This window comes from Marisediminicola sp. LYQ134 (genome assembly GCF_046599635.1).
Classification (GTDB): domain Bacteria; phylum Actinomycetota; class Actinomycetes; order Actinomycetales; family Microbacteriaceae; genus Marisediminicola.
Genome location: NZ_JBKIWP010000001.1, coordinates 77,091 through 91,985 on the forward strand (window position 1 = coordinate 77,091; position 14,895 = coordinate 91,985).

10 protein-coding genes are annotated in these 14,895 nt (G+C 67.7%); 4 read left to right on the forward strand and 6 right to left on the reverse strand.

Annotated features, from left to right (window positions below; genetic code table 11):
* Positions 1-32: 32 nt before the first annotated feature.
* Genes ACLHIH_RS00365 through ACLHIH_RS00375 form a run of 3 tightly spaced genes read right to left on the reverse strand, consistent with a single transcriptional unit; the run spans position 33 to position 2,957 of the window.
* A complete protein-coding gene (locus ACLHIH_RS00365; RefSeq protein ID WP_411314741.1) occupies positions 33-863 on the reverse strand; it encodes an aldo/keto reductase in 831 nt (276 codons plus the stop codon).
* 10 nt (positions 864-873) lie between these two features.
* Positions 874-1,713: a DUF1206 domain-containing protein gene (locus ACLHIH_RS00370; protein WP_411314742.1), complete on the reverse strand. Its 840-nt coding sequence runs from the start codon at positions 1,711-1,713 to the stop codon at positions 874-876.
* Positions 1,714-1,748: 35 nt separating this feature from the next.
* Positions 1,749-2,957 carry an MFS transporter gene (locus tag ACLHIH_RS00375; RefSeq protein WP_411314743.1) on the reverse strand — a complete coding sequence of 403 codons (1,209 nt, stop codon included), beginning with the start codon at positions 2,955-2,957 and terminating at the stop codon, positions 1,749-1,751.
* 261 nt (positions 2,958-3,218) lie between these two features.
* Between ACLHIH_RS00375 and ACLHIH_RS00380 the strand changes: the two genes are divergently transcribed.
* From ACLHIH_RS00380 to ACLHIH_RS00390, 3 genes are all read left to right on the forward strand, one after another.
* Positions 3,219-5,759 carry a ribonucleoside-diphosphate reductase subunit alpha gene (locus tag ACLHIH_RS00380; RefSeq protein ID WP_411314744.1) on the forward strand — a complete coding sequence of 847 codons (2,541 nt, stop codon included), beginning with the start codon at positions 3,219-3,221 and terminating at the stop codon, positions 5,757-5,759.
* Between the two features lie 154 nt (positions 5,760-5,913).
* Entirely contained in the window at positions 5,914-6,906 is a 993-nt protein-coding gene (locus ACLHIH_RS00385) for a ribonucleotide-diphosphate reductase subunit beta (protein ID WP_411314745.1), read from the forward strand.
* Positions 6,907-7,015: 109 nt separating this feature from the next.
* A complete protein-coding gene (locus tag ACLHIH_RS00390; protein ID WP_411314746.1) occupies positions 7,016-7,549 on the forward strand; it encodes a GNAT family N-acetyltransferase in 534 nt (177 codons plus the stop codon).
* 158 nt (positions 7,550-7,707) lie between these two features.
* Here the strand turns inward: ACLHIH_RS00390 and ACLHIH_RS00395 are convergent, their stop codons facing one another.
* Genes ACLHIH_RS00395 through hrpA form a run of 3 tightly spaced genes read right to left on the reverse strand, consistent with a single transcriptional unit; the run spans position 7,708 to position 13,462 of the window.
* Positions 7,708-8,463 carry an SDR family NAD(P)-dependent oxidoreductase gene (locus tag ACLHIH_RS00395; protein WP_411314747.1) on the reverse strand — a complete coding sequence of 252 codons (756 nt, stop codon included), beginning with the start codon at positions 8,461-8,463 and terminating at the stop codon, positions 7,708-7,710.
* Positions 8,463-9,617 carry a thiolase family protein gene (locus ACLHIH_RS00400; RefSeq protein ID WP_411314748.1) on the reverse strand — a complete coding sequence of 385 codons (1,155 nt, stop codon included), beginning with the start codon at positions 9,615-9,617 and terminating at the stop codon, positions 8,463-8,465. The genes ACLHIH_RS00395 and ACLHIH_RS00400 overlap by 1 nt, the downstream gene beginning before the upstream one ends.
* A gap of 23 nt (positions 9,618-9,640) precedes the next feature.
* Positions 9,641-13,462 carry an ATP-dependent RNA helicase HrpA gene (hrpA, locus tag ACLHIH_RS00405; RefSeq protein WP_411314749.1) on the reverse strand — a complete coding sequence of 1,274 codons (3,822 nt, stop codon included), beginning with the start codon at positions 13,460-13,462 and terminating at the stop codon, positions 9,641-9,643.
* A 106-nt stretch (positions 13,463-13,568) separates the two neighbouring features.
* Here hrpA and nhaA point away from each other — a divergent pair, with 106 nt between their 5' ends.
* Positions 13,569-14,864: a Na+/H+ antiporter NhaA gene (gene nhaA, locus ACLHIH_RS00410; RefSeq protein ID WP_411314750.1), complete on the forward strand. Its 1,296-nt coding sequence runs from the start codon at positions 13,569-13,571 to the stop codon at positions 14,862-14,864.
* Positions 14,865-14,895 lie beyond the last annotated feature (31 nt).

Here is a 14,895-nt window from a genome sequence, read left to right on the forward strand (position 1 = left end):
CGTCCCGCCCCGCTGGTGAACCGGGGTGCCGCTCAGCCGTTGTCGTCGGGGTCGAGTCCCGTGCGCTCGCCGCTCTCGAGAGACGCGATAGCGGCGAGGTCGTCGGTGTCGAGCTCGAAACCGAACACGTCGGCGTTGTCGCGGATGCGGTCGGCCGACACCGACTTGGGGATGACGACGAGTCCCTGCTGGATGTGCCAGCGCAGCACGACGCGAGCGGGCGAGACCCCGTGCTTCTCGCCGAGCCCGGCGAGCACGGGATCGTCGAGAACGCGGCCCCGCGCGAGCGGCGACCACGCCTCGGTGAGGATGCCGTGCTCCCGGCCGTAGCGTCGCGTCTCGTGCTGGGGCAACCACGGGTGCAGTTCCACCTGGTTGATCACGGGGGAGGTCTCGGTCTCGATCCGGAGTCGCTCGAGGTGATGAGGGTGGAAGTTGGAGACGCCGATCGATCGCACGACGCCGTCGGCCTTCAGCCGTTCGAGCGCGCGCCACGTGTCGACGTAGCGGTCCTGCCGCGGGGCCGGCCAGTGGATGAGGTAGAGGTCGACGTAGTCGAGCGCGAGCCGCTCGAGAGACCGGGCGAAGGCGCGCAGTGTCGCGTCGAAACCGTGGTCGTCTTGCCACACCTTCGTTGTGACGAAGAGGTCGTCGCGATCGACCCCCGACGCTCGCATGCCGTCGCCGACACCGCGCTCGTTGCCGTAGAGGGTCGCGGTGTCGATGTGCCGGTAGCCGAGCGAGATCGCGGTCTCGACGACGGCCTCGGCCTCGGCGTCGTCGATCTTGTACACCCCGAGGCCGAGCTGCGGAATGGTGTGGCCGTCGCTGAGCGGGAGGAGCGGCGAGAACGCACCGGTCACGAGTCGCGTCTCACAGTTTGGTCCAGCGTGCGCGCGCGAAGCAGTACACGCCGAACGCGATGAGACCGGCGCCGACCACCCAGAGGATGACCTGGCCGAAGGGGAGCTCGGTGAGCGACTTGAGGGCGCCGTCGAGGCCCGTCGCTTCGCTCGCGTCGTGCGTCACACCCGCGACGATGAAGAGGATCCCGACGACCGCGAGGGCGACCCCCTTGGCGATGTAGCCGACGACACCCGCGGCGTCGACGGCGCGCCCGAGGGTGCCCCCCGGGATCGCGACATCCTCGTGGAACTTCTTCGTCGCGCCCTTGAAGACGAAGTAGCCCCCGATGGCGATCACGGCGAGACCGAGCGCGACCACGAGCGCCACACCCACCGGAGACTCGAGCAGCGTCGCCGTGACGCTCGTCGAGTCGCTCGACGAGTCGGACGACCCGCCCCTCGCGTAGGTGAAGGCCGTCGACGCGACCGCGAGATAGGCCACGGCCTTGCCGAACTCCTTCGCGCGCTCGGCCCACTTGCGTTTCTCGTCTTGCGGCGGAACGATGATCGCCTGCACGACCTGCCACGCCCCGAGCCCGACGAGCCCGACGACGGCGAACCACAGCACGAAGACCCCGCCGGGCGTCGCTGCGAGCCCCGCGAGCGCGCCGGACTGGTCGGCGCTGCCGCCCTCGCCGAGCGCGATGCTGATCGCGATGCCCCCGATGAGGGCGTGGAGTATCCCGTTGACGGCATAACCGGAGCGAGCGACGAGCCGGAAACCGCGGCTCCGACTCACATCGCGGGCGGCGTCCTGGGTGCTGTCTCCAGCGTCTTTCGCTGCATTCTTCGCGCTCGAGGAGTTCATGTCGTCAGCCTAAGCGGGGCGCGCATCCTGCGGTGTCAGCTCGGCTGGACGGCGATCGGCTCGGTGTCGGGAATCGGGCTCGCGTCGCGCCCGCGCAAGTCGGGATGCCAGCGCCGGAAGACCGTCGGCACGATGAACCCGACGCCCGCGAACGCGGCGGCCGCCCAGAACCCCCCGACGGAACCCTGGGCGTCGATGAGGAACCCGGCGACCGCGGAGCCGAGCGCGGCGCCGATGAGTTGACCCGTGCCGACCCAGCCGTAGGCCTCGGCCGTGTCGCTGAAGCGTACGCTCGCCGACACGATCGCGAACATCACCGCGAGGGCGGGCGCGAGAGTGATGCCCGCGACCACGAGGGCGGCCGAGAGCGACCAGAAGTCGAACGCGAAGATCGCGAGCGCCATGCCCACGAACACGACGAACATGCGGCGGGCGAGCGCCCACGGACCCACCGGGATGTGCCCGAACGACAGTCCGCCGATGAGCGAGGCGACGGCCCAGATGGCGAGCACGAACCCGGATTGCGCCGAGCCCTCACCGAAACTCGAGACGACGGCGGCTTCGACAGCGGCGCACGCCCCCACGAGGAGGAATCCGGTGATCGTCGCGAGCAGGACGGGGCGCCGGGCGAGCACGAGGCCCATGCGGCGCCGGCTGCGGGGGATGCGCACGCGCCCGACCTCGGGGCACGCGATGAACCACGCCCCGCCGCCCACGAGGAAGACCATGGCGACGACGATCGCCGCGACCGTCGACACCTGGGTCGCGATGAAGGTCGTGACGACGGGCGCGGCGATCCAGATGATCTCCTGCGCCGACGCGTCGAGCGAGAAGAGCGGGGTCAACTGCCGTGAGTTGACCATCTTCGGGTAGATGGTTCGCACGGCGGGCTGCACGGGGGGAGTCGCGAGGCCTCCCACGAGGCCGATGAGCATGTAGGCCCACACGGGCACGGTGAGAAACGCGATCCCCGCCATCGAGAGGGCGCACACGATGAGGGTGAGGGTGAGCACTCTGCGCATCCCCCAGATGCCCATCCATCTGCTCGTGAGTGGACCGGCGACGGCCTGCCCGACGCTCGTCGCCGCGAGCACGAGTCCGGCGGAACCGTAGGAGTCGGTGATGCCCTCGATGTGCAGCAGATAGGCGAGCGAGAGCATCCCGTTGGGGAAACGCGCGGTCAATTGCGCGCTGATGATGCGCGCGACCCCCGGGGCGCGCAAGAGATCGCCGTACCTACTCACAATGGCTCAGCCTAGCCCTGGGAAACAGCCTCGAAAACAGGGTCATCCGGTTCCACAGGGTGTGGAGAAGTCCGCCGAGTTATGCACATCTGTGGATGACACGCCCACTACATCTAGGGTTCTTCCGATGTCGGAGGCCCGCTATATAGTGATCACACCGCCGAGCTGGTGATCTAACCCAGCCGACGGATCACACGCCGCGAGCGAACATCACGCGCGGCGCGGGGGTCAACACAACGTGGGGTCGCAAGGGAGATTTTCGTGGAGATTACGGTAGTTAAGCGCAACGGCGAGCGGGAGCCATACGACGCCAACAAGATCAACCTCGCCATCGAGCACGCGAGTGCCGGTCTCGACGACAACATCGCGTGGGTCACGCAGATCGCGTCGGAACTCGAGATCACGCTCTTCGACGGCATCACGACGCAGCAGCTCGACGAAGCCGTCATCCAGGTGGCACTGCAGAACGTCAAAGACGACCCGGCGTTCGACACCGTGGCCGCCCGGCTTCTGCTCAAGACCATCTACAAGCGCGTGCTCGGCGACTACACGACCGCCGAGGAGCTCAAGCAGCTCCACGCGGCTCACTTCGGAGCCAACATCACGCGCGGCGTCGAAGAGAAGCTCCTCGACCCCCGCCTCGTCGACATGTTCGACCTCGACACCCTCGCCGCCGCGCTCGAGCCCGCCCACGACGAGCTCCTCAAATACATCGGCGTCGTGACCCTCAACAACCGCTACGGCATCAAGGGCCGCAACGGCGACGCCCTCGAGGTTCCGCAGTACTTCTGGATGCGCATCGCGATGGGCCTGTCGCTCAACGAGGCCGACCCCACGAGCACGGCCATCGCGTTCTACGAGAAGATGGCGAAACTCGAGTACCTCGCCGCAGGCTCGACCCTCGTGAACGCCGGAACGATCTACCCGCAGCTCGCGAACTGCTTCGTCATGGAGATGCAAGACGACATGGAGCACATCGCGAAGACGACGCGCGACGTCATGTGGCTCACCAAGGGAACCGGCGGCATCGGCCTCTCGGTCTCGAAGCTGCGCGCCCAGGGCTCGCCCATCCGCTCCAACAACACCACGTCGACGGGACCGATCCCGTTCATGCACACGATCGACTCGATCCTGCGCGCGGTGAGCCGGGGCGGCAAGAAGTTCGGCGCCCTGTGCTTCTACATGGAGAACTGGCACCTCGACTTCCCGGAGTTCCTCGACCTCCGCCAGAACTCGGGCGACCCCTACCGCCGCACCCGCACGGCCAACACCGCCGTGTGGATCAGCGACGAGTTCATGAAGCGCGTGCAGCACGACCAGGACTGGTACCTCTTCGACCCGCTCGAGGTCTCCGACCTCAACGAGCTCTACGGCAAGGCGTTCTCGGAGCGCTACAACGAGTACGTCGCCCTCGCCGACGCCGGCCAGATGCGCATGCACAAGCGCATCAAGGCGCGCGAGCAGTTCAAGTCGATCCTCATCTCGCTTCAGACGACGTCGCACCCGTGGCTCACCTTCAAAGACACGATCAACAACCGTGCGCTTAACAACAACTCGGGAACGATCCACCTCTCGAACCTCTGCACCGAGATCACGCTCCCGCAAGACGAAGACAACGTGTCGGTGTGCAACCTCGCGTCGATCAACCTCTCGCGTCACCTCCTGCCCGACGTCGACGGCCGCCCCGGCGGAGTCGACTTCGCGAAGATCGCCGAGAGCGCTCGCCTCGCGGTGCGTCAGCTCGACAACCTCATCGACATCACGCGCTCGTCGGTGCAGGAAGCCGACTTCTCGAACCAGCAGAACCGTGCGGTCGGCCTCGGAGTGATGGGCTTCACCGACATCATCGAGCGCCTCGGCATCAGCTACGAGAGCGAAGAGTCCTACGCCCTCATCGACGAGATCATGGAGCACGTCTCCTACGCGGCGATCGACGAGAGCGCCGATCTCGCCCAGGTTCGCGGCGCCTACCCCAACTTCGAGGGCTCGCGCTGGTCGCAGGGCCTCGTGCCGCTCGACAGCATCGCGCTCACCGAAGCCGACCGCGGAAGCGAGATCCAGGTCAACCGCACCACGCGTCTCGACTGGGACGCCCTGCGCACCAAGGTCAAAGGCGGAATGCGCAACGCGACCCTCATGGCCATCGCGCCCACGGCGTCCATCGGACTCGTCGCGGGAACGACCCCCGGTCTCGACCCGCAGTTCTCGCAGATCTTCAGCCGCGCGACATCCAACGGCAAGTTCCTCGAGGTCAACCGCAACCTCGTGACCGACCTGCAGAAGCTCGGACTCTGGGACACCACGCGTGAGACGATCCTGCGCAGCCAGGGAGACATCCAGAACATCGACGCGATCCCCGACGAGATCAAGGCGACATACAAGACGAGCTTCCAGCTCTCGCCGTACGCCTTCCTCGAGGTCGCCGCTCGCGCTCAGAAGTGGATCGACCAGGCCATCAGCCGCAACATGTACCTCGAGACCCGCGACATCGGCGACATGATGGATATCTACATGTCGGCGTGGGAGCGTGGCGTCAAGACCACGTACTACCTGCACATGAAGCCTCGCCACACCGCGGAGCAGTCCACGGTCAAGGTCAACAAGTCGGAGCAGATCGGTTCGGGAGCCCGCAAGGGCTTCGGCGCCTCGGCAGGAACGGCGCCGGCATCCGTCTCGGCACACCCGGCGGCAGAACCCGTCGCACCGGCGGTGGCCGAGTCCGCCGCTGTTCCCGCGACCGCCGAGAGCGCCGCTCCCTCGGCACCCAAGAAGGGCTTCGGCTTCGGAAAGGCGAGCAACTGATGGACACCCAGCAGAACGACACGAGCTTCGACTACTACGTTCCGGTCGACCCGATGGACGACCTGCACTGCGACAGCTGCCAGTGACGCCTCCGGGCACCGCGGCATCCACAACGAACACGACGACGCACGACCACACGAAAGAGAGCTAGACAATGGGCATCCTCGGCACCGGCTTGCAAGACGGACTCCTCCTCAAGCCGATCAAGTACCAGTGGGCAATGGACCTCTACGACCAGGCTGTCGCCAACACCTGGTTCCCCAACGAGATCCAGCTCGGCGAAGACATCGCCGACTTCAAGAAGATGACCGACGAAGAGCGCCACGCCGTGACGTTCCTCATGAGCTACTTCAACCCGAACGAGCTCCTCGTGAACAAGGCGCTCGCGTTCGGCGTCTACCCCTACGTGTCGGCGGCCGAGTGCAGCCTCTACCTCGCGAAGCAGATGTGGGAGGAAGCGAACCACTGCATGTCGTTCGAGTACGTTCTCGAGACCTTCCCGATCGACCGGGAGGCGGCGTACAACTCGCACGTCGACATCCCGTCGATGGCACGCAAAGAAGAGTTCGAGATGAAGTACATCAAGCGGATGACCGAGCAGACGCTCGACATCTCGACGACCGAGGGCAAGAAAGACTTCGTGCGCAACCTCGTGGCGTACAACGTCGTGCTCGAGGGCATCTGGTTCTACTCGGGCTTCATGGTCGCGCTGAGCTTCCGCCAGCGCAACCTTCTGCGCAACTTCGGTTCGCTCATGGACTGGGTCGTGCGCGATGAGAGCCTGCACCTCAAGTTCGGCATCAACCTCATCCTCACGGTGCTCGAAGAGAACCCCGACCTGCAGACCGAGGAGTTCGCCGCCGAGATCAAGCAGATGATCCTCGACGCCGTCGCCATGGAGGAGGAGTACAACCGCGACCTCCTCCCCGGCGGCATCCTCGGCCTCAACTCGAACTACATCAACCAGTACGTGAAGTACCTCGCCGACCGTCGTCTCGAGGAGCTCGGCTTCGACGCCGAGTACAACGTCACGAACCCGGCGAAGTGGATGGCTGCGGCGAACGACACGCTCCAGCTCGTCAACTTCTTCGAGTCGACCAACACGTCGTACGAGTCGAACGCGTCGGCGACCGTCGGGGCGCGCTGAGCCGAAGCACCACAGCACCACCGCACCACCCCGGAGGGCGTCGACCGCACGGTCGGCGCCCTCCGGCGTTGGCGGGGCCGGAACAACGCGTGGCGGTATCGTCGGAGGAATGACGTCGAGCGACACCTTCAGTACCCCCTCCAGCACCCCCTTCAGCGCCGGCGCGATCCGCACCGTCGTCGTCGACTGGGCCGACGCCCGGGGTGTCGAGCTGCGCGCGGCGATGGACCGCGAGATGACCGAGCGCTACACGGGGCGGCACGACGACGACCCCGACTTCGCCGTGAAAGCCGCGGTGGCCTTCGCGGTCGACCCCGCAGACATCCTCGCCGTCGTGCTCGCGCTCGACGACGCGGGTGAGGCCATCGGGCACGCGGCCCTCCGCACGCTCGACGGGCGATTCGAGATCAAACGCGTCGTCGTCGCCCCGCACGCGCGCGGTCGGGGCGTCGGCCTCACCCTCATGGCGGCGATCGAGGCCGAGGCGCTGAGGCTCGGTGCCGAGACGGTCATCCTGCAGACGGGCGACCGGCAGCCCGACGCCGTCGCGATGTACGGCAAGATCGGCTACGAGCTCATCCCCACCTACGATCCGTACAAGCCCGTGACCAACTCGATCTGCTTCGAGAAGCGCCTGGGCTGAGGGTCGCGGGGTCTGTGGTTCGGAGCCCGGGGTCTGGGTTTCGGGTTCGCGGTTGCGGATTGCAGGACATTCTGTTCATCGCGCGCGCCTCGCAGGAGATTCTGTGCCCCGGATGCCGCGATCTCCTGCAGTCTGCGGCCAGGGGGCAGTGCGATGCGCTACCTCGGCCCCATCCGCACCGCGCCGTCGAGACGGATCGTCTCGCCGTTGAGCAGGGGGTTCGCGGCGATGTGGAGCACGAGGGCAGCGAACTCGGCGGGGTCACCGAGCCTCGCGGGGTGAGGCACCTGGGCGGCGAGCGAGTCACGGACGTTCTGCGGCAGGGCCGCGAGCATGGGTGTCTCGAAGAGCCCGGGAGCGATCGTCATGACGCGGATGCGGTGCGCCGCGAACTCGCGGGCCATCGGCAGCGTCATGGCCGCGACACCGGCCTTGGATGCGGAGTACGACGCCTGACCGATCTGCCCGTCGAAGGCGGCGACCGACGCCGTCGACACGATCACACCGCGCTCCTCACCCGCGATCGCGACCTCGATCATCGCCGCTCCGGCGAGGCGGATGACATTGAATGTGCCGACGAGGTTGACGCGGACGACTCGTTCGAACGCCTCGAGCGAATGCGGGCCGTCGCGCCCGACCACCCGCCCCGGCGACGCGATACCCGCGCAGTTGACCACGAGCCGGAGGTCGCCGAGCGCCGCGGCGATCGCGACGGCGTCGCGCACCGCCGCTTCGTCGGCGACATCGGCGGGAGCCCAGGTCAGACCGTGCTCGCGCGCGAGGTCCGCACCGTTCGACGAGGCCAGGTCGGCGATGACGACGCGCGCGCCGGAGTCGCGCAGCGCGAGCGCGGTGGCGAACCCGAGCCCCGAGGCGCCGCCGGTGACGAGCGCGACCGACCCCGCGACATCCATCAGAGCCTCTCGATCACGGTCGCGTTGGCCATGCCGCCGCCCTCGCACATCGTCTGCAGCCCGAAGGTGCCGTCTCGCTCCTCGAGGGCGCCGAGCAGTGTCGTGAGCAGTCGCGTGCCCGAGGAGCCGAGGGCGTGCCCGAGGGCGATCGCGCCGCCCTTCGGGTTGATGCGCTCGGGGTCGGCGTCGAACTCGCGCTGCCACGCGAGCGGCACGCTCGCGAACGCCTCGTTGACCTCGGCGACGTCGATGTCGTCGAGCCCGAGGCCCGTGCGAGAGAGCACGCGCCGTGTGGCCGGCATGATGCCCGTGAGCATCTCGACGGGGTCGGAACCCGTGACGGCGAACCCGCGGAACCGGGCTCGGGGGGTGAGGCCGAGGAGCGCCGCGCGTTCTTCGCTCATGATGAGCACGGCAGACGCCCCATCGGTGAGCGGCGAGGAGTTGCCCGCCGTGATGCGCCAGTCGATCTCGGGGAAGCGGCGGCCGAGCGCGTCGTCGACGAAGGCCGGCGACAGACTCGCGAGAGCCTCGACGGTCGTGCCGGGGCGCACTGTCTCGTCGGTCGTGAGCCCGTCGATCGGGATCGTCTCCCGAGAGAAGTCGGCGGATGCCGCGAGCCGGTGCGATCGCGCGGCGAACTCGTCGAGGTCGCGTCGCGAGAGGTTCCATCGCGCGGCGACGAGTTCGGCCGAGACGCCCTGGCCGACGAGGCCTTCGGGGTATCGCGCGGCGACGGCCGACCCGTAGGGGTCGTCTCCGAGGGTCGCCGACCCGATCGGATGCGCGCTCATGAGCTCGACACCGCACGCGATGACGACGTCGTACGACCCCGCCATCACCCCCTGAGCCGCGAAGGTCGCCGCTTGCTGGCTCGACCCGCACTGCCGGTCGATCGTCGTTCCCGGCACCGACTCCGGAAACCCCGCGGCGAGCACGGCGTTGCGCGTGACGTTGACGGATTGCGACCCGATCTGGGCGAGGCACCCGCCGATGACGTCGTCGATGAGGGCCGGGTCGATTCCGGTGCGATCGATGAGTGCGCGGAGGGTGGTCGCGAGGAGGTCGACGGGGTGCCAGTGGGCGAGGGTGCCCCCGGGTTTGCCCCGGCCCGACGGGGTGCGCACGGCGTCGACGATGACAGCGCTGTTCATGCCGCGAGTGTACGCGGCGAGCGTCAGCGCTCCGCGAGCGCCTTGACGATGCGCTGCATCGACACGGGCTCCGCGGTGCGCAGCTGCTGCGCGAAGAGGCTCACCCGCAGTTCTTCGAGCAGCCACCGCACGCGCGTGAGTCGTGCCTCGGCGTCGGCGGGCAGCGGGATGCGCCCTCCCGCGTTCTCGAACCGGCCGATCGCCGCGTGCACCTCGTTCTGTGCGACGCGGTCTTGCGCGACCGCGGTCGGCAGCCTCTCGAACCGCGCGACGATGGCGCGCAGATATCGGGGGAGGTGGCGCAACTGCTCGACGCCCGTCGCCGACACGAAACCGGGGAACAGCAACCCGGCCACCTGGGTGCGAACGTCGGCGAGCACGGGCAGCAGCGCCATGCTCGTCGTCGCCTTGATCGAGCGCTCGACGTCTCGCGCTGCCGCGAGCACCGACGTCACGACCGTCACCGTCTCGTAGAGGGCGTCGATGAGCCCGGCCGAGATGGCGGTGCGCGCCGCGTCGAACTCTCCGCGGGTCCAGAACAGTCCGTCGGGGGTGCGCTCCCGGAGCGCGGCGTCGACCACCGCGAGCAAGCAGTCGTCGAAGAGCGCGTTGACGTTCTGATACGGGCTCGTCGCGAGCAAGAGCTTCTCGTTCTGGCTCAGGTGGTCGCGCACCCACGAGAGGGGTGACGGGATCGCGAGGAGCAGCAGCCGACGGATGCCGCCCACCATCGCCGCACTCTGGTCGGCCGGTGTGCTCATGATCCTGATCGACACGCTCGCACCGTCGTCGCTGAGCGCGGGGTAGCCCCGCACGACCGTTCCCCCCTGGCGGGTGTCGACGACCTTCGGCAGCTCCTCGAAGTCCCACGATGTGAGACCGCGGCGCTCGAGCGCGTGCGGGGTGGCCGCGACGACGCGAGCGACCGAGTCGCGAGCCCGCGACTTGAGCTTGTGCTGCAGCGATTCGAGGTCTTTCGAGCTCGCGACGACCCTGCCACGGTCGTCGACGACGGAGAACGTCACGCGCAAGTGCGCGGGCACTCTCTCGAGCTCGAAGTCGTCGACATCCACCGGGGTGTGGGTCTTGCGCTGGATCATCTCGGCGAGGTAGCCCACGATGCTCGTCTCTTCGAGCTCGTCGGTCTCGAGCCCGTGCGCGTTCTCGAGTAGGCGCTTGGCCCAGTCGGCCGCGGGAACCACGTTGCGGCGGATCGCTTTCGGCAGGCTTTTGATGAGCGCCGTGACGAGTTCTTCGCGCAGCCCCGGCACCTGCCAGTCGAAACCGGCGGGTGAGAGCCGCGCGACGAGAGCGAGCGGAACCCTCACGGTGACGCCGTCGTCGTCGGCTCCGGGCTCGAACCGGTAGCTCAGCCCGAGCGACTGGTCGCCCTGGCGCCACTCGCTCGGAAAGCGCGTCTCGTCGATGCCCGCGTCGGACTCTTCGGCGTCGAGGAGGTTCTCGGCGGTCATCGTCAGGAGGTCGGGCGTCTCGGCGCGCGCTGTGCGCCACCACGACTCGAACGCGCGGGTCGAGTAGATGTCGGCGGGAATCCTGCGGTGGTAGAACTCGAAGATGGTTTCGTCGTCGACGAGGATGTCGCGGCGCCGCGTGCGCTCCTCGAGCTCGGCCAGCTCTTTCCGCAGCACCCGGTTGTCGCGATCGAACTGCGACAGGCGCTTGTCGATGCGGTCGATGTCCCAGTCGCCCTCGACGAGAGCGTTGCGGATGAAGAGGTCGCGCGCATACGAGGGGTCGATGCGCCAGAACTGGGTGCGTCGTTTCTCGACGATCGGCACGCCGTAGAGGGTCACCTTCTCCCACGCGACGACGGCCCCCTGCTTCTTCTCCCAGCGCGGCTCGCTGTAGCTGCGCTTGACGAGGTCTTTCGCGAGGGGTTCGGCCCAGGCCGGGTCGATCGCGGCGTTGACGCGCGCGAAGAGCCTGCTGGTCTCCACGAGCTCGGCGCTCATCACCGCGTCGGGCTGCTTCTTGGCGAGGGCCGACCCCGGAAAAACGAGAAAACGCACCTGGCGCGCGCCGACGTAGTCCTTCTTCTGGCGGTCTTTGATTCCGATCTGGCTCAGGAGCCCCGCGAGAAGCGACTTGTGGATGCCGACGGGGTCGACGTGCGGCTCGCCGATCGTGAGGCCGAGGGGCTTCGCCATCCTCTGCAGCTGGCGGTAGACGTCGCTCCACTCGCGCACGCGCAGGTAGTTGAGGTATTCGGCTTTGCACAGGCGCCGGAAGGCGCTGCTACTGAGCTCGGCCTCCTTCTCGCGCAGGTGGTTCCACAGGTTGACGAAGCCGAGGAAGTCGCTCGTCGGGTCGACGAAGCGCGCGTGCTGCTGGTCGGCCTGCGTGCGCTTCTCGAGTGGGCGCTCGCGCGGATCCTGGATGCTCAGCGCCGCGACGATCGCCATGACCTCGCGTGTCGTGCCGTGCTGCTTCGACTCGATGACCATGCGGCCCAGTCGCGGGTCGATGGGCAACTGGGCGAGCTGCTTGCCGATCGCTGTGATGCGGCGCTCGTCCGTTCCCTTCGCGGCGGTCACGGCGCCGAGCTCGGTGAGCAGGTCGAGGCCGTCTTTGATGCCGCGGGAGTCCGGCGGCTGCAAGAAGGGGAACGCCGCGATGTCTCCGAGCCCGAGCGAGATCATCTGCAGGATGACCGCCGCGAGGTTGGTGCGCAGGATCTCGGGCTCGGTGAACTCGGGGCGTGACGCGAAGTCCTCCTCGGAGTAGAGCCGGATCGCGATGCCGTCGCTCGTGCGACCCGAGCGCCCGGACCGCTGGTTGGCGGATGCCTGCGAGATCGCCTCGATCGGCAGTCGCTGCACTTTGGCCCGCACGCTGTACCGCGAGATGCGCGCGGTTCCCGCGTCGATCACGTAGCGGATGCCGGGCACGGTGAGGCTCGTCTCGGCGACGTTCGTCGCGAGAACGATGCGACGGCGCGTTCCGGCGGTCGTCGACGGGCGGAACACGCGGTGCTGGTCGGCCGCGCTCAGTCGACCGTAGAGGGGAAGCACTTCGGTGAAGGGGAGGGAGCGCCCCGCGATCGCCTCCTCGGCGTCGCGGATCTCGTTCTCCCCGCTCAGGAACACGAGCACGTCTCCCGACGACTCCCGCGAGAGCTCGTCGAGGGCCTGGTTGATGCCGTCGATGGGGTCGATGCTCGGGGCCGGGCGGTCGTCGAGATCGTCGGTCTCGGCGATCTCGGCGACGAGTGGGCGATACCTCACCTCGACGGGGAAGGTCCGGCCCGACACCTCGACGATCGGCGCGGGGTTGCCCGCGGCATCCGCGAAGTGCTTCGCGAAGCTCTCCGGGTCGATCGTCGCCGAGGTGATGACGACTTTGAGGTCGGGCCTGCGGGGGAGGAGCTGCTTGAGATAGCCGAGGAGGAAGTCGATCGTGAGACTGCGCTCGTGGGCCTCGTCGATGATGATCGCGTCATATTTCTTGAGCAGCCGGTCTCGGTGGATCTCGTTGAGCAGGATCCCGTCGGTCATGAGCTTGATGCGCGTGTCTTTGCCGACGCGATCGGTGAACCGCACCTGGTAGCCCACGACGCCGCCGAGTTCGGTGCCGAGCTCCTCGGCGATGCGCTCGGCGATCGTGCGTGCCGCGATGCGTCGGGGTTGCGTGTGTCCGATGCTCGTGCGGCCGAGTTCGAGCAGGATCTTCGGCAGTTGCGTGGTCTTGCCCGACCCGGTCTCGCCCGCGACGATCACGACCTGGTTGTCACGCACGATGTCGGCGATCTCGTCGCGCATCCTGCTGACCGGCAGCTCTTCGGGGTAGCTGATCTCGAGCGGCGGCGCGGCGGAGGTGTCGGTCATGAGCATTCCATCGTACGTCGCCGGGTCGCCTACGATGGTCCGGCGGCCGATCTCGCGGTGGTGCCGCACACCCCTCGAGTTGATGACCGCGATTGCGAGAGCTCCCATGGCGACTGAAACCGACCCGAGGCCGTCCGGCCAGCAGAAGACGAGCACCTGGTATCGCCTCGCGCGCGTGCTCAGTCAGGATGCGATCGGCGGCGCCCTTCTGCTCGGTGCGACGATCATCGCGCTCGTTCTCGCGAACGCCCCGATCGCCGACGGGTATTTCGCCGTGCGCGACTTCACCTTCGGCATCCCCGAGTGGCGTCTCGATCTGAGTGTCGGGGCGTGGGCTGCCGACGGTCTCCTCGCCATCTTCTTCTTCGTCGTGGGGCTCGAGCTCAAGGAGGAGTTCGTAGCGGGCAAACTGCGCAACCCGCGCGCCGCGGCGGTGCCGATCGCGGGTGCCGTCGGCGGTGTCATCGTTCCCGCCGTGATCTTCACCCTCATCAACCTCGACGACGGTGCCGATGCGCTGCGCGGGTGGGCGATTCCGACGGCGACCGACATCGCATTCGCGGTCGCGGTGATCGCGGTCGTCGGGCGGTTCCTCCCCCCGGCGCTGCGCACGTTCCTGTTGACCCTCGCGATCGTCGACGACCTCATCGCGATCACGATCATCGCCGTGTTCTACACCGACGAGCTCGATTTCCTCATGCTCGGACTCGCCCTCATCCCGCTCGCGATCTTCACGGTGCTCGTGCAGCGAGGCGTGCGGTCGTGGTGGCTCCTGCTGCCTCTCGCATTCGCCACCTGGACGCTCATCCACGCCTCGGGAGTGCACGCGACGGTCGCCGGGGTGCTGCTCGGGTTCGCGGTTCCGGTTCTCGCGACGCCGAGAGCCCGAGTGGATGCCGGTGTCGGCCCCGACGGCCAGCCGCGCTATCACGGTCTCGCCGAGCACTTCGCCGAACGCTGGAGCCCCCTCTCGGCCGGCCTCGCCGTGCCGATCTTCGCCTTCTTCTCGGCGGGGGTCGCGGTCGGCGGGCTGTCCGGTCTCGCGACCGCTCTGCAGACGAGCATCGCGATCGGCGTCATCGTCGGACTCATCGCGGGCAAGTTCATCGGTATCCTCGCCGGCTCGTGGCTCATCACGCGGATCAAGGGCATCGACCTGGATCCGTCATTCAGATGGATCGACCTCGTGGGGATGACCTTCATCGCGGGAATCGGCTTCACCGTCTCGCTCCTCGTCGGGGAGCTCGCGTTCGGCCAGGGCTCCGAGTACGACGACGACACCAAGATCGGGGTGCTCGTGGGCTCGTTCATCTCCGCGATCATCGGGTCGGCGATCCTCAGCGTGCGCAACAGGCACTACCGCAAGGCGGGTCTCGACGAGGCGGAGCTCTCGGTTCCGTAGGGCTCACCCGACGATCGCGCGTGACAGCATG

Excerpts from the sequence above, each read along its gene's own strand:
- ACLHIH_RS00390 (WP_411314746.1), top strand. The coding sequence starts at position 7,016 with ATGACGTCGAGCGACACCTTCAGTACCCCCTCCAGCACCCCCTTCAGC.
- ACLHIH_RS00370 (WP_411314742.1), bottom strand. The coding sequence starts at position 1,713 with ATGAACTCCTCGAGCGCGAAGAATGCAGCGAAAGACGCTGGAGACAGC.
- ACLHIH_RS00395 (WP_411314747.1), bottom strand. The coding sequence starts at position 8,463 with ATGGATGTCGCGGGGTCGGTCGCGCTCGTCACCGGCGGCGCCTCGGGG.
- ACLHIH_RS00400 (WP_411314748.1), bottom strand. The coding sequence starts at position 9,617 with ATGAACAGCGCTGTCATCGTCGACGCCGTGCGCACCCCGTCGGGCCGG.
- hrpA (WP_411314749.1), bottom strand. The coding sequence starts at position 13,462 with ATGACCGACACCTCCGCCGCGCCGCCGCTCGAGATCAGCTACCCCGAA.
- ACLHIH_RS00385 (WP_411314745.1), top strand. The coding sequence starts at position 5,914 with ATGGGCATCCTCGGCACCGGCTTGCAAGACGGACTCCTCCTCAAGCCG.
- nhaA (WP_411314750.1), top strand. The coding sequence starts at position 13,569 with ATGGCGACTGAAACCGACCCGAGGCCGTCCGGCCAGCAGAAGACGAGC.